The organism is Kocuria tytonicola (assembly GCF_003687455.1).
Classification (GTDB): Bacteria; Actinomycetota; Actinomycetes; order Actinomycetales; family Micrococcaceae; genus Kocuria; species Kocuria tytonicola.
Window position 1 is genome coordinate 1 of the sequence record NZ_PHOA01000056.1, and the last position, 15,381, is coordinate 15,381.

Consider the following 15,381-nt stretch of genomic DNA (forward strand, 5'->3'; position numbering starts at 1 on the left):
GGGTGGAGCGGGCTCGTGGCCCGTCCCGCGGGGGCGGTGCCCGCAACGGCGGCTCCGGGCTCGGCGCCGGGCCCTGCACCGGTTCCGAGCGTCCCGCCCACCAGCCAGCGTCCACCAGCCACCGTCCACCGGCCGGCGAGGCCCGGGCACGAGAAACGCCCGGCCCACCGTGAGGGTGGACCGGGCGTGACGGGAAGAGCCGGTGCTACTTGGAGGACTTCCCGAAGTTCGCGAACCGCTGGTTGAAGCGCTCCACGCGGCCGGCGGAGTCCATGATGCGCTGCTTGCCCGTGTAGAACGGGTGGGACTCGGAGGAGATCTCGACCTCGATGATCGGGTACTCGTTGCCGTCCTCCCACGTCTCCGTCTTGGAGGAGGTGGCGGTAGAACGAGTGAGCACGACCTTGCCGGAGGCGAGGTCGCGGAAGAGGACCGGGTGGTAGTCCGGGTGGATGTCAGCCTTCATGGTGTCAACCTTCTGTAGGTGCCTGGATTTTGCCAGGCACGGCGTTGCTCGGATGCGGTGTGCTCGTGAACTCGACACACCAACGCCCTATCATACGCCCGCCGGCACGCACGCACGAACTGCCCGCCGCCCACCGGGGGAGAAGCATACGATCGGAGGACCGCAGCTGCCACGAGGAAAGGCCAGTCATGAGCACGTCACGCGCACACGGCGAGTACAAGGTCCTGGGCGGGAAACTGGTGGTCGCGGACTTCACCGTGACCGACCACCGCCTCACCGAGGTCTCGATCAACGGGGACTTCTTCCTGGAACCGGACGAGGCGCTCGCGGACATCAACGCCGCACTGACCGGACTGCCGGAGGACACCGAGCCCGCAGCCATCCAGCAGCGCATCGAGGCCGCCCTGCCCAAGGACGCCGTGCTCTTCGGCTTCGACGCCCGCGCCGTGGTGATCGCGGTCCGCCGGGCCCTGGCGAAGGCCACCAGCTGGGCGGATCACGAGTGGGAGGTCATCCCCGCCCAGGTGCGCCCCACCCTGGAGAACCTGGCCCTGGACGAGGTGCTGGCCCGCGAGGTGGGCGCCGGACACCGCCCGCCCACGCTGCGCTTCTGGGACTGGGACGAACCCGCCGTGGTCATCGGCTCCTTCCAGTCCGTGGGCAACGAGGTGGACGCCGAGGGCGCTCGCCGCCACGGTGTGCAGGTGGTCCGGCGGGTCTCCGGGGGCGGCGCCATGTTCATGGAGGCCGGCAACTGCATCACGTATTCGCTGTACGTGCCGCAGAGCCTCGTGGACGGGATGAGTTTCGCGGACTCCTACCCGTTCCTGGACGCCTGGGTCATGCAGGGTTTCGCCGAGCTGGGCGTCGAGGCGTTCTACGTGCCCCTCAACGACATCGCCACGCCCCAGGGCAAGATCGGCGGGGCTGCGCAGAAGCGCTTCGCGAACGGCGGGATGGTGCACCACGTGACCATGAGCTACGACATCGACGCCGAGAAGATGACGGACGTGCTGCGGATCGGCAAGGAGAAGCTCTCGGACAAGGGGATCCGCTCGGCGAAGAAGCGGGTGGACCCGCTGCGGCGCCAGACGGGCATGGCCCGCCAGGACGTCATCGCCGCTCTGGCGCGCACGTTCACGGACCGCTACGGGGCCCGGGTTGGTAAGGTCTCAGACAGCGAACTCGCCGCGGCGAGGCACCTGGTGGCGCACAAGTTCGGCACCGAGCAGTGGTTCCACCGGGTGCCGTGAGTAGTATGTGCGAAATCAACCGGTGACCCTGCGGTTCCGCCCCGTCCCCGGGGTGAGCAGTGCGCCTCGGGGCCGGGTCGGGAACGACGTCCGGTGAGTGTCGCACGATTCGTAACCCCCCAGCCCCGGAGTGCCACGTGTCCCTGAACCAGAACGAGTTCCCCGAAGAACGCCCCCGCCCCCGGAAGAGCCACACCGGGCGCACCATCCTCCTGGTCCTGCTGGCGCTCGTGCTGGTCGTCGCGGTGGCCGCCGGCCTGTTCGTGTGGAACCTCGGCAGGAACTTCGACCGTGGCGCCAGCTCGCTGGGCAACGCCTTCCCGGAGGAGTCCGGCCGGCCGGCCAAGGGCTCCGCGGAGGACAGCGGCACCACGGTGCTGCTGCTGGGCTCGGACAAGCGCCCCGACGGTGTGGACCCGGATGTCACCGGCACCCGCGCGGACTCCATCATGCTGGTGCACATCCCCGAGGACGGCGGCCAGATGTACGTCATGTCCATCATGCGGGACACGTGGGTGAACATCCCCGGGGTGGGGGAGGCCAAGATCAATGCGGCGCTGGACCAGGGCGGGATGCCCAAGATGGTCAGCACGATCGAGGAGAACTTCGACACCCGCGTGGACGAGGTGGCCCTGGTGGACTTCGCCGGGTTCGAGGGTCTCACCGATGCCCTGGGCGGTGTCACCGTGGACGTGCCCGTGGCCTTCACCACCAAGGAGGGCGAGCACTACGACGCCGGCCCGCAGCAGATGGACGGCAAGCGCGCCCTGACCTTCGTGCGCGAGCGCTACGCGTTCGACGACGGCGACTACCAGCGCGTGCGTGATCAGCGGATCTACCTGCGGGCCATGATCGACAAGCTGGTGAGTGCCGGCACTGTGACGAATCCCGTGAAGCTCAACGAGGTGGTCAAGCAGATCTCGCCCTACCTCACGGTGAGCGAGGGCCTGACCTCCGGGTGGATCGCGCAGCAGGCCCCCAAGCTCGTGGGGCTGGGCAGCGGCGACATCCACATGTTCACCGTGCCCAACAAGGGTGTGGGGACCTCCGCGGACGGGCAGTCGATCATCGTGGCGGACGAGGCGGCCATGAAGGCCATCGGCAAGGCCATCTCGGACGGCACCCTGGGCGACTACGCCAAGACTGTCACGTCGCAGGGCTGAGGACGTCCGGGGCGGAGCGTTTGTAAGGGCTCGCCCCCGTGGGCGGCCTCGACCTGTGCAGCCCGTGGCAATGCTGTCTCCCCTCGACCGACGAGATGATGACCTAGGCTGAACTGGTCGTTTATCCAAACCTGATGAGGTGCGTCAATGAGCAAGTCGTTGGAAGTCGTGTTCGTGGGACTGGGGTACATCGGTCTCCCCACTGCGGTGGTGATGGCCAACCACGGGGTGCGGGTGCACGGCGTGGACGTCAACGCGGCCGCGGTGGAGCGGATCCAGCGGGGCGAGGTCACCATCGTGGAGCCGGGTCTCGAGGAGCAGCTCCAACGGGCCGTGGAAAGCGGTCAGCTCACGGCCACCACGGACATGCAGCACGGGGACGCGTTCGTGATCGCGGTGCCCACGCCCTTCCAGGACAACCACGAGGGCGACCTCTCCTACATCATGTCCGCGGCCGAGTCGATCGCCCCCCAGTTGCGCGGTGACGAGACCGTGATCCTGGAGTCCACCTCCCCGCCACGCACCACCCAGAAGCTCGCGGCCAAGGTCATGGAGCTGCGTCCGGACCTCTCCCTGGACGGGGAAGACGGCAAACCCGTGGTGCACTTCGCCTACTGCCCCGAGCGGATCCTGCCGGGCAAGGCGCTCGAGGAGCTGATCTCCAACGACCGCATCATCGGTGGCCGCACCCCCGAGGCCGCTCGCCGCGCGAGGGAAGTCTACGCATCCTTCTGCGAGGGCGAGCTGCTGGCCACGGACGACGTCACCGCGGAGATGTCCAAGCTCACGGAGAACAGCTTCCGGGACGTGAACATCGCGTTCGCCAACGAGCTCTCGCTGATCGCCGACAACCTGGGGATCGACGTGTGGGAGCTCATCGAGCTGGCCAACCACCACCCCCGCGTGAACATCCTGCAGCCGGGCCCCGGAGTGGGTGGACACTGCATCGCGGTGGACCCGTGGTTCATCGTGGCCGCGGACCGGGAGAACTCCAAGCTCATCCGCACGGCCCGCGAGGTCAACGACGGCAAGCCCCGGTGGGTCATCCGGAAGGTGGAGGAAGCATGCGCACACGTGGAGTCCCCGGTGATCGCGGCGCTCGGACTCGCGTTCAAGGCGAACATCGACGACCTGCGCGAGTCGCCGGCCATGAGCATCACGCGTGAGCTGGCGGAGCACGTCTCTCACGCCACCGTGTTGGCCGTGGAACCGAACGTGCGTGAACTGCCGGCGGCGCTGCACGGGCTGCCCAACGTGGAGTTCGCCCCGTACGAGGATGCCATCGAGCGCGCGGACGTGGTGCTACTCCTCGTCGACCACGACGAATTCAAGGCCCTTCCCGCTGCCGCGCTGAAGGACAAGGCCGTGGTGGATACCAAGGGCTTGTGGCGCTGACCCGTTCGTGATCCGGCCCGCGGGCGGTGGGGACACGGCCGCGTTATCTGGAGGCCACCCCACCGCTTGCTCTCGGCCGCCCGTACAGCGGCACCAGGGACCGCTCGGAGGCGGGCGGGATGACGGGTCAGGGACTAGTCGGCGCGCCGCCCCAGCGCCACATACCGCCACCCGGCACCCTGCCACGCCGCGGGGTCCAGCACGTTCCGCCCGTCGATGATCGTGGGGGAGCCCACGAGCGACTTCACGAACAAGGGGTCCATCTCCCGGAACTCCCGCCACTCGGTGAGCAGCAACGTCACCCGCGCGCCGATCACGGCGGCGTCGAGCGAGTCCACGTAGTCCAGGCGGGGGTAACGCCGGGCGGCGTTGGCGTTCGCCTGGGGGTCGTAGAGGCGTACGTCCGCACCCATGGAGTGCAGGCGGGCCGCGATGTCCAGGGCGGGGGAGTCCCGGACGTCGTCGGACTCGGGCTTGAACGCGGCGCCGAGCACCGCGATCTTCGCCCCGTGCAGCGAACCGCCGCACTCCTGCACCGCCAGCTGCACGGTGTGCTCGCGCCGGCGCAGGTTGATGTCGTCCACCTCGGCGAGGAACCGCAGGGACTGGTCCAGGCCCAGTTCGGACGCGCGGGCACGCAGGGCGCGGATGTCCTTGGGCAGGCACCCCCCGCCGAAGCCCACACCGGCGTTGAGGAACTTGCGCCCGATCCGGTCGTCCAGCCCGATCGCGTCCGCGAGCGTGCGGATGTCCCCGCCCACCGTCTCCGTGATCTCGGACAAGGCGTTGATGAAGCTGATCTTGGTGGCCAGGAAGCTGTTCGCCGCCACCTTCACGAGCTCCGCGGTCTGGTAGTCGGTCACGATGAACGGGGTGTTCGCCGCCAGCTGGTGGGCGTAGACCTCGCGCAGCGTGGCCTCGGCGCGCTCGGCACCCGGGGTGGGCCGGGCGGCGTCGTCGTGCTCCACGCCCAGCACCATGCGGTCGGGGCGCAGGGTGTCCTCCACAGCGTGGCCCTCGCGCAGGAACTCCGGGTTCCACGCGAGGTCCACGGTGACGCCGTCCCGGGCAGCCGCTCGAGCGGCGTCCTGCAGGCGCGCGGCCGAGCCCACGGGCACCGTGGACTTGCCCGCGATCACGCAGTCGTGGTCCGCGGCGCGCGCGATCTGCTCCACCGCGGCGTCCACGTACGTCATGTCCGCGGCGTGGCCGGTGCGCTTCTGCGGGGTGCCCACGCCCACGAAGTGGACGTCCCCGAACGCCCCGGCCTCCTCGTAGGAGGTGGTGAACCGCACGGCGCCCGAGGCCACGTGGGTGCGCAGCAGCTCCGGCAGGCCCGGTTCGTGGAACGGGACGCGGCCCGCGGACAGCGTGTCGATCTTCGCCTGGTCCACGTCCACCCCGAGAACCTCGTGGCCCAGCTCGGCCATGGCCACGGCGTGGGTGGCGCCCAGGTATCCGGTGCCGATCACGGTCATACGCATGAGGCGGGTACGCCCTTCCTGACGGGGAACTGGGAGAGAGGGAGGGTCAGTCCCGGGGGTCGAAGTCCGCGATGCGCGTCCCCACGCCGAACATCTGCTCAATTGCGGCCAGGGAGCGCTGCGCGGCCCTGCCGTCACCGTAGGGGTTCACGGCGTTGGCCATCTGCCGGTAGGCGGCGGCGTCGTTGAGCAGCCGGTCCACCTCGGTGACGATCCGTTCCTCGTCCGTGCCGATGAGCTTCACGGTCCCGGCGGTCACGGCCTCGGGGCGCTCGGTGTTCTCGCGCATCACCAGCACGGGCTTGCCGAGGGAGGGCGCCTCCTCCTGGACCCCGCCGGAGTCCGTGAGCACCACGTGGGCCACGGACAGCATGCGCGTGAACTCGCCGTACGCGAGGGGTTCGGTGACCACCACGTTGGACTTGCCCTCGATGGCGGGCAGCACGGCCTCGCGCACCACGGGGTTGCGGTGGGCGGGCAGCACGATGGCCAGCTCCGGCTCGGCCTCCGCGATCCGCGCCAGGGCGCGCCCGACGCCGCGCATGGCCTTTCCCTGGTTCTCGCGACGGTGCGTGGTCACCAGCAGCACGCGGCGGCCCGAGGCGCCGATCTCTTCGAGCTGCGGGTCCGAGAACGGCAGCTGCCGCTCCACGGTGTGCAGCAGGGCGTCGATCACGGTGTTGCCCGTGACCACGATGTCCTGCTCCGGCAGGGCCTCCCGCAGCAGGTTCTCCCTGGAGGTGCTCGTGGGCGCCAGGTGCAGGGACGTGATCTGGGAGGTGATCTTGCGGTTGGCCTCCTCCGGGAACGGGGAGAACAGGTTGAAGGAGCGCAGCCCGGCCTCCGCGTGGATCACGGGGATGCCCCGGTAGAAGGCGGCGATCGCGCCGGCGGTGGAGGTGGTGGTGTCGCCCTGGACGACGACGGCGTCCGGGGCGTTCTCCGCGAAGATCGCGTCCAGGCCCTCCACCGTGCGGGTGAGCACTCCGTTGAGGGTCTGGCGGGGCTGGATGATGTTGAGGTCGTGGTCCGGGGTGATGTCGAAGATCTCGTTCACCTGGTCCAGCATCTCGCGGTGCTGGCCGGTCACGGTGACCACGCACCGGAACTGCGCGCTGTCCTGCAGGACCTTGACGATCGGCGCCATCTTGATGGCTTCCGGGCGGGTGCCGTAAATCGGCATGATCGTGAACACGCAGTACATCCTCTTCTGGTCCCGTGGAGGATCCGGCAAGGCGCGGCCTGCGGCGCCCCACCGTTCGTCCCGTACGGGGCACAGTCTATGGGAACCACCCCCCAAGAGGGGCAAGTGCGCATGAAGGTGCCCCTTAGAGACCACAAAAGTATTTGTAGGTCGTCATAATGCCCGGTGGATAGGTGGCCTACACTGTGTGCATATGAATGCAGGTTGACCGTTGCATAAACGCCTGGGAATCACGGTGCCGCCCTCGGGAATTCCCCGACATTCTGCGCTACACATGAGGTGGCGCATCATTGAATACGATTTTCGGGGCAGTTCGAGGAGAGCACTGTGGCAGCACGTTCCGCAGCGACACCCACCGGCAGAGCCCGCATCCCGGTGCTGGCCACCTACACGGACGAGCGGGGACTCCAGCTCCCCCTGCCGCAGGCACAGATGCGGGAGAGCTTCACCGGTCTGCAGCTGCTCGCCGGTCACATCCTCGGCACTGCGGACAACGTCCTGGAAGAGTACGAGCAGGACTTCACCATCATGCAGCTGGGGCCGTCCGCGTTCGAGATCGAGATCCGTGCCATCATGCGGCGCCAGAACAGGCTGCGTGGCCGGGCGGCGGTCAAGAACCAGCTGCTGGCTGTGGGCCTCCTGGACTCCTTCACGGAAGTCCTGATCGGGCTCGGAGAGGTGGGCTGCTTCCTGGCCAACCACCCCGACGCCGAGGTGCGGTTCGTGGATGGTGCCTACGGTCCGTACTACGAGGTCGTGCAGGGCGGCACCGCCGTCCTGGCCCTGGAGGCGCAGCTGATGGAGCTGCTGCTCTCCCCGGAGGGAGTGGAGATCCTCCGGGTGCTCGTGGCCAACCAGAAGCAACCGGGCGTGGCCTACTGCACGCTCACCAGGCAGGTACCCGGAGTGCAGCACATGCGGCGCACCGTGATCCCGACCAGCAGGCCCCTGCGGGACTTCGCGGACGGCGCTCAGCTGCCCCTGGACCTGAGGTCGCTGGAACAGGCCCGCGCCCGGGTGGATGAGTCCCGTTCTGCGCAGTGGTCCAGCAAGCCTCGGCCCAGCAACTCGTTCACGGTGTGGGAGCAGCTCTGACCCGGTGGGTGCACCGGCGGCCGTCTGCCGGGACCGCGCTCAGCGGACCGTGCGCTTCTGACGGTTCCCGCGCAGGATCCGCGCCACGCTGCGCACCCGGTCCACGTTGGAGGACACTGCCAGGTAGCCGCTGAGCACCCCCACCGTGGACATGCCCCCCACGATCAGCGGCGTGTGGTACTTCTTCCACCGATCGGGGTCCGAGGCGATGATGTGCGCCGTGCCGTTGATCGTCGCGGCGATCACCCCGCCGGCCACCACGTGGTGGCCGATCTTCGCGCCGGACTTCACGAGCGGGTCGAGTTCGTCCGTGCGCAGGTGCACGTCGAAGCCGCCGCGCTCGAGCACCACCATGAGTCGCCGCACGTACTCGGGCACGTCCGCGCCCATCTGCACCGCGTCCTCCACGGTGGAGCGCAGGCGGTTCAGCAGCATCTCGGGGGAGAGCCGGTGGATGATGAACCGTTCCGCGTACGGCTGCACCGAGGAGACCAGGTCGAACTTCGGGTCCAGGCCCGTGCCCATGGACTCCGCGGTGACGAGCATCCGCAGCAGCAGGGCGGACTGGCGGGGCAGCTGCAGCTTGTGGTGGCGCAGCACGGAGATCAGGTCCGCCATGAGGGCGCCCACGCGCACCTCTTCCAGGGGCTTGTTGGCGTAGCGGCGCATCATGACCGCCACGTCCTTCTCGATCTCACGCTTGGAGACGTCGTGCTGCCCGCTGTCCGTGAGGCCCAGCAGCCCGGTGGCCGCCCGCCTCGGGTTGTTCTGCACCACGCCCAGCAGCAGTGTGATCAGGTGGTCCCGGAAATCCTCGGTGAGGTTGCCCACCATGCCGAAGTCGATGATTGCGATCCGGCCGTCCGGCTCCACGAACAGGTTCCCGGGGTGCGGGTCCGCGTGGAAGAACCCGTCCTCGAACACCATCTTGCAGATGGCGCCCGTGGCCTCCCTGGCCAGCAGGTGGCGGTTGATCCCCTCCGCCTCGAGCGCGGGGTAGTCGTTGATCTTGACACCGAACATCCGCTCCATGGTGAGCACCCGGGAGGTGGTGGCCTCCCAGTAGATCTGCGGGATGTGGATCTGCGGGTGGCCCGTGAAGTTCTCTGCCATGCGCTGCGAGTTCCGGGCCTCCTGCAGGAAGTCCAGCTCGTCCCGCAGGGAGGTGCTGAACTCCTCCACCACGCCCTCGAGGTCGTAGTCCTGGGCGGCCACCCAGTACCGGGAGACCCACTTGGCCATGTCCTGCAGGATCTCCAGGTCCCGGTTCACCTCGTCCGTGACTCCCGGGCGGCGCACCTTGACGATCACCTGGTGGCCCTGGAAGGTGGCGGCGTGCGCCTGGCCGATGGAGCCGGTGGCCACGGGGTCCGGGTCCATGTGCGTGAGGATCTCCTCCGCCTGGGAGTCCGGCTCCGCCTCGATCATCGCGCGGATCTGCTCCACGGGAATGGGCGGGGTGTGGTCCTGGAGCTTGAGCAGCTCCTCGGAGTAGCCCGGCGGCAGCAGGTCGGGGCGGGTGGAGGCCAGCTGGCCGAGCTTGACGAACGTGGGCCCCAGTTCCTCCAGGGCCATCCGCAGGTGCTCCGGCTGGGAGTGGATGGTCTGCGGGTCGATGAGCTTCACCCGCGCCAGCGGAGCCCGCCACTGCGGCTTCAGCCCACCCAGGGCGAATCCGAAGCCGTGCTTGGTGAGGACCTCGATGATCTGCAGGAACCGTTCGCGGCGGGAAATCATACGGGTGCAAGAACCCCTTACAGCGTTCTGTGGAGGTACATGGCCATGAATCCGGTGGCCACGGCCACGATCAGGACGAGCGTGGTGACCAATGGTTCCACACCCAGCATGATGATTCCCAGGAGCACCAGGACCACGGTGAGCACCAGCAGCGCGGTCACCACGGGCCGCAGCCCGCTCACCAGGCGCGACACCGCCCCGCCGGGGGCCGGGGCACCGCTCTGCACCTCTCCGGTGCGCTCCGGAACGGGGGCCGCCCCGGTGGGCGAGCCGCCACCGCGGACGGGGGCGGCATCGTCGAGCGCGGTGGTGGTCGCCGCCCGCGGCGCCTCGGTGCGCCCGGCGTCACCGCGCAGCCGTGCGGCGAATCCGCGGGCGGCCGCGGCCGCGGAGCTGGAGCCGGAGGCGGGGGTCTCGGGGTGCGCTGCGGAGAACCCACGGCGCCACTTCCTGGCGTTGCGCCCGCGGTCGGACTCCACGGCCACGTAGGCCGGGGGCACCTCGAACTCCTCGGCGTCCGGGAGCAGCTCGGGGACGTCGTTCGGCAGCTCCGTGAACCACTGCGCGGGGACCTCGGCGGCACGCGCGGCCTGCAGGGTCATGGAGACCTCGAAGGACGAGCCGCGGATGGTGCCCCACACCGCGGTGAGGAGATCGTGCTCGAAGGCGTGGTTGATGATCGGGATGAACTGCTGGGACATCTGCGTGGAGAGCCGCCCCACCTGCTTGCGCTCGTACAGCACGTCCACGGTGTCCACGGTGACGCCGTGGGAGTTGCGCACCTTGTTGACCTCGAGGGTGAGGATCACCCGGCCCTCCCCGGACGCGGGGACGATCGAGTGCAGGTACTCGGCGAAGTCCTGCTCGTCCAGCACCTTGATGGAGGAGCCCTGGGGCAGCACGGCGGCCTGCGCGGGTGCCGTGTTGAGGGGGAACAGCAGGTCCGGGGGAGCGATGTCGATGACCGCACGGGCGGCCACCTCCGCCTGGCCGTCCTGGCGCAGCAGCTCGGCCTCCAGGTGCAGCGGAACCACGGGCTTGTAGCCCGAGGCGATCACGCGCGCGAGCGGGTGCCAGTACCGGTGCGCGTCCTCGGAGGGCAGGTGCGCCACCTTGTTCTCTCCCACGCGCACGGAGACGGTGCGGGGGTCGAAGGGGTTGTCCGGTTCGGGGACGAGCGTCGCCATCCCGTCCCAGCTCTGCGCACGACCCGCGGAGAGACCACCGAACACCCGCATGATCTCGGCGTCGTAGAAGTTCTCGGTGACGACGTCCAAGGACCCCCGGTCGTTGAGCGCGTAATCGGTCATGTTCTCCCTCGCTGTCACGCTGGCGGGTGCTCCGCCGCAGCATCGCCTCTCATGCTATCCGTTGATCCGTGTGCATCGACGTTCATCCGGTGTGTGGACACCGGGCGCGCGGAGCTCACCGGGACAGGCACATCACCTGTAGCCGCACGGCCCGCTCGGCGTCGTCCCCGAGCTCCGTGACGATGCGCCGCAGGGCTGCGGGGGCGTCCGCGTTCTGCCCGAGCCAGTCCCGGGTGGCGCGCACCACGGGGTGCTCCGCGGCCGCGGCAGCAGGGTCCGACGACGCCGCCTGCGCGTCCACCGCGCGCGGGTACAGTCCGCGGACCATGCGGGTGGCGATCTCCATGGAGTGCCCGGCCCACCACCCCGAGAGGTGCTCGAAGTACGAGTCCTCGTAGCGGTGCAGCACCGCGGGGGCCGCGAGCTGGAACCCGGAGACCGTGGCACTGAGCTCGTCGTTGGAGAGCGTGCCGGAGGCGATCCGCTCCCACGCCTGCTCCTTGGAGCGGTCCGAGCGCATGGCGGCCGCCGCCTCCAGGTAGCCCAGGTGACCGTCACGGGTGGGGTCCTGCGCGTGCTCGCGCTCCAGCTCGGACACGGTGCTGTGGCCGGTGGCGGTCACCGCGGTGAGCATGGTCCAGCGCAGCTGCGGGGTGAGCTGCAGCCCGGGCACCGACTGCGCTCCACCGAGCCACTCCTGGATGGGGCGCGCGTACTTGCCGTCCCGGGCGGCCTCGCGGGCAAAGGCCCGGGCGAGAATCAGCTGGGCGTCGGAACCGGGTTCCGCCGCCAGCATGGAGGCGCCGAGGGCGTCCAGCAGCGTGCGCCGCACGGTGGTCCGGTACGTGACCGGGACGTACTGGCCCAGCGCCTGACGGGCGTGGTCCAGCACGGTGGTGAGGATGGCGGCGTGGGTCTCCGCGGTGCAGCGGCGGGCCACCATGAGCACGTACTCGCGGGGGCACAGCCGCCCGTCCCGCACCGCGGCCCACAGCTGCGAGTGGGCGACGGCGCGGGCCAGCGGGTCCGCAATGTCTCCCACGATCTCCACGAGCCCGGCCAGGGACCGCGGGTCCGGGTGGGCCAGGCAGTAGGTGAGGTCGGTGTCGTTGAGCAGCAGCACCGCTCCGGCGCCCTCGGAGGGCTCCGGGGTGTCCGAACCGTCGGGGCCCTCGCCGGGGGACACGCCCACCCCACGGGTGCCACCGGGCCCGGACTTCGGCGCGAGGCCCGCCAGCTCCGTGGTTCCGGGCTCCGCCGGGACGCGGACCTCCACACGCGCGGTCTTCACCACGGCCTCCCCGCCGAGTTCCCGGGCATAGCTGCCCGCGGTCAGCACGTGGGGGCGCAGGGGAGAGGCGTCCTGGGTGAGGGACGCGCGGGCGGGCTGCGCGGCGTCGTCGTCCGGCGCGGTGACGGCCAGGACCGGGACGCCCGTGGTGCGCAGCCACAGGTCCGCCCAGGCGCGGACGTCGTGGTCGCACGCCTCGTCCAGCACGCCCAGGAAGTCGTCCAGGTCCGTGTTGCCGAACGCGAAGCGGCGGAAGTAGGCGCGGCACGCGTCCATGAAGGCGTCCTCCCCCACGAACGCGACCAGCTGCTTGAGCACCGAAGCGCCCTTGGCGTAGGTGATGCCGTCGAAGTTCTGGCGCGCGGCCTCGAGGTCCACGATGTCCGCGACGACCGGGTGGGTGGTGGGCAGCTGGTCCTGCCGGTACGCCCACTCCTTGCGGGCCAGGGCGAACGTGACCCAGGCATCGGTGTACTGCGTGGCGTGGACGCACGCGTACGCGCCCATGAACTCCGCGAAGGACTCCTTGAGCCAGAGGTCGTCCCACCAGCGCATGGTCACCAGGTCCCCGAACCACATGTGGGACATCTCGTGCATGAGGGTGTTGGCACGCCCCGCCAGCTGAGCCCGCGTGGCGCCGGAGGGGAAGAGATAGTCCTCCGTGAACGTGACCATTCCCGGGTTCTCCATGGCCCCCAGGTTGTACTCCGGCACGAACGCCTGCTCGTACTTGCCCCACGGGTAGGCCACCCCGAACAGCTGCGGGAAGAAGTCCAGGCCCTGCTTGGTGAGGGCGAACAGCTCCTCGGCGTCCATGTGCTCCGCGAGCGCCCGGCGGCAGTACAGCGCCAGGGGAACGGTCAGGGCCTCACCCTGGGAACCCGTGCCGGACCACTCGTCCGTGACGCGCGTGTAGGGCCCGGCCAGGATGGTGGTGATGTAGCTGGAGATCCGCTGCGTGGGGGCGAACTCGTGGGTCACCGAACCCGGGACGTCGCACGAATCCGTGGCCTCCGAGCTCAGCAGCTCCCCGTTGGACGCCGCGAGCCACGGCGCGGGGGTGATCACCGTGAATCGGTACACCGCCTTGAGGTCCGGCTGCTCGAAGACCGCGAACACGCGGCGGCAGTCCGCGGGTTCGTACTGGGTGTAGATGTACACCTCCCCGTCCTGCGGGTCGATGTAGCGGTGCAGTCCCTCACCCGAGCGGGAGTACAGCGCGCGGCCCACCACGCGCAGCTCATTGGCCTGGCCCAGCTCCGGAAGCCGGATCCGGGAGCCCTCCACGACGTCGTCCACGTCCAGGACCTCGCCGTTGAGCTCCACGCTGGAGACGGACTCGTGGATGAAGTCGATGAACGTCTCCGCGCCCTCCTCGGCGGTGAACCGCACCGTCACCTCGGAGCCGAAGGTGGTGTTCGCGGGATCCTCCGCCCCGGACAGGTCCACCGTGACCCGGTAGTCCTCCACACGGATCTGCTCCGCGCGTGTGGCTGCTTCTTCTCTCGTCAGGCTGGCTCCCATGCCCCCAGTGTAGGCACGGGCGCGGTGTCGCCGGTCACACGGCGACACCGCCCCTCCGTGCGTCTACTTCTCGAAGCGGTAGTTCTTCGGGGCGATCGTGAGACCGGAGTCCGTGACCGTGAGCCCGCGGGCAAGGTCCTGCTCCCGGTCCAGACCCACGGTGAACCCCGGGGGGACCACCACGTTCTTGTCCAGGATGCAACGGTGCACGGTCGCCCCCGCGCCGATCTGCACGTTCTGCATGAGCACGGACTCCGTCACGCGGGCGTCGTGCTCCACCTTGACCTTGGGGGAGAGCACCGAGGAGCCCACGTGCCCACCCGTGATGAGGACACCGGGGGAGACGATGGAGTCGAAGGCCACGCCGGCCTGCCCGTTGGGCCCGCGCACGGTCCTGGCCGGCGGGGCCATGATCTGGTGGGTGTAGATGGGCCAGTCGTAGTTGTAGAGGTTGAACACGGGCAACGGACGGATCAGGTCCATGTGCGAGTCGTAGTAGGAGTCCAGGGTGCCCACGTCCCGCCAGTACTGCCGGTCCCGCTCGGTGGAGCCCGGGACGTCGTTGTGCGTGAAGTCGTACACCAGGGCCTCACCGCGCTGCGCGAAGTAGGGCATGATGTCCCCGCCCATGTCGTGCTGGGTGTCCGCCTTCTCGTTGTCCGTGCGCAGGGCCTCCACCAGGGCGTCCCGGTCGAAAACGTAGTTGCCCATGGACGCCAGGAACGAGTCGGGGTCGTCAGGCAGGGGAGCGGTGGTGTCCGGCTTCTCCACGAAGCGCGTGATCCGGGTGGGGGCCTGCGGGTCCGTCTCGATCACACCGAAGGACTTCACGGTGGCCATCGGCTGGCGCACCCCGGCCACCGTGGCCTTGGCGCCGGAGGCGATGTGCCGCTCCACCATGTCCGCGAAGTCCATCCGGTACACATGGTCCGCGCCCACAACCACCACGATGTCCGGATCGGCGTCGTCGATCAGGTTCATGGACTGGTAGATGGCGTTGGCCGAACCCAGGAACCAGTCCTTGCCGCGGCGCTGCTGCGCGGGCACGGAGGTCACGTAGTTGCCCAGCTGGGTGGACAGCCGCCACGTCTCGGACAGGTGGCGGTCCAGCGAGTGGGACTTGTACTGGGTGAGCACCACGATCTGCAGATAACCGGAGTTCACCAGGTTGGACAGCGCGAAGTCGATCAGGCGGTAGCCGCCCGCGAACGGCACGGCAGGCTTGGCACGGTCCTCGGTGAGCGGCATGAGGCGCTTGCCCTCGCCGCCGGCCAACACGATGGCGAGGACCTTCTTCTGGCGTGACATGGGTGGCTCTCCACTTCTCGGGGCGTCCGACCCCGCGGGCCGCGGTGCGGCGTCGACGGTGACTGGTCTCACCCGTCATTGTCCCCCACAGGCCCGGGCCGCACGCAATATCTCCCCACGTTGCGCCGGACGTCTCCCCGCCGCACCACAC

At 69.3% G+C, this 15,381-nt stretch carries 11 protein-coding genes; 4 read left to right on the forward strand and 7 right to left on the reverse strand.

The window, feature by feature from the left end:
* Positions 1–205 precede the first annotated feature (205 nt).
* Positions 206–466, reverse strand: coding sequence for a type B 50S ribosomal protein L31 (locus tag CWC38_RS07420; RefSeq protein WP_055083062.1), 261 nt, complete (start codon positions 464–466; stop codon positions 206–208).
* Positions 467–654: 188 nt separating this feature from the next.
* Between CWC38_RS07420 and lplAB the strand changes: the two genes are divergently transcribed.
* The 3 genes from lplAB to wecC all read left to right on the forward strand — a co-directional run bounded on the left by lplAB (position 655) and on the right by wecC (position 4,277).
* Complete coding sequence (lplAB, locus tag CWC38_RS07425) at positions 655–1,719, forward strand: lipoate-protein ligase LplAB (RefSeq protein ID WP_121846159.1); 1,065 nt, start codon at positions 655–657, stop codon at positions 1,717–1,719.
* Positions 1,720–1,856: 137 nt separating this feature from the next.
* Positions 1,857–2,882, forward strand: coding sequence for an LCP family protein (locus CWC38_RS07430; RefSeq protein WP_121846160.1), 1,026 nt, complete (start codon positions 1,857–1,859; stop codon positions 2,880–2,882).
* A 147-nt stretch (positions 2,883–3,029) separates the two neighbouring features.
* Entirely contained in the window at positions 3,030–4,277 is a 1,248-nt protein-coding gene (wecC, locus tag CWC38_RS07435; protein WP_121846161.1) for a UDP-N-acetyl-D-mannosamine dehydrogenase, read from the forward strand.
* Between the two features lie 134 nt (positions 4,278–4,411).
* Here wecC and CWC38_RS07440 read toward each other — a convergent pair whose 3' ends face one another.
* Both CWC38_RS07440 and wecB read right to left on the reverse strand, forming a co-directional pair.
* Complete coding sequence (locus CWC38_RS07440; RefSeq protein WP_121846162.1) at positions 4,412–5,761, reverse strand: UDP-glucose dehydrogenase family protein; 1,350 nt, start codon at positions 5,759–5,761, stop codon at positions 4,412–4,414.
* A 46-nt stretch (positions 5,762–5,807) separates the two neighbouring features.
* Positions 5,808–6,965 carry a non-hydrolyzing UDP-N-acetylglucosamine 2-epimerase gene (wecB, locus tag CWC38_RS07445; RefSeq protein WP_439108835.1) on the reverse strand — a complete coding sequence of 386 codons (1,158 nt, stop codon included), beginning with the start codon at positions 6,963–6,965 and terminating at the stop codon, positions 5,808–5,810.
* 327 nt (positions 6,966–7,292) lie between these two features.
* On the opposite strand from wecB, the gene CWC38_RS07450 reads away from it, so the two are divergent.
* A complete protein-coding gene (locus tag CWC38_RS07450; protein ID WP_121846164.1) occupies positions 7,293–8,060 on the forward strand; it encodes a hypothetical protein in 768 nt (255 codons plus the stop codon).
* 39 nt (positions 8,061–8,099) lie between these two features.
* Here CWC38_RS07450 and CWC38_RS07455 read toward each other — a convergent pair whose 3' ends face one another.
* From CWC38_RS07455 to glgC, 4 genes are all read right to left on the reverse strand, one after another.
* Positions 8,100–9,797, reverse strand: coding sequence for an ABC1 kinase family protein (locus tag CWC38_RS07455; protein ID WP_121846165.1), 1,698 nt, complete (start codon positions 9,795–9,797; stop codon positions 8,100–8,102).
* Between the two features lie 17 nt (positions 9,798–9,814).
* Positions 9,815–11,107, reverse strand: coding sequence for a hypothetical protein (locus CWC38_RS07460; RefSeq protein ID WP_121846166.1), 1,293 nt, complete (start codon positions 11,105–11,107; stop codon positions 9,815–9,817).
* Positions 11,108–11,222: 115 nt separating this feature from the next.
* Complete coding sequence (gene pepN / locus CWC38_RS07465) at positions 11,223–13,922, reverse strand: aminopeptidase N (protein ID WP_121846167.1); 2,700 nt, start codon at positions 13,920–13,922, stop codon at positions 11,223–11,225.
* Positions 13,923–13,985: 63 nt separating this feature from the next.
* Positions 13,986–15,230, reverse strand: coding sequence for a glucose-1-phosphate adenylyltransferase (gene glgC, locus CWC38_RS07470; RefSeq protein ID WP_121846168.1), 1,245 nt, complete (start codon positions 15,228–15,230; stop codon positions 13,986–13,988).
* Positions 15,231–15,381 lie beyond the last annotated feature (151 nt).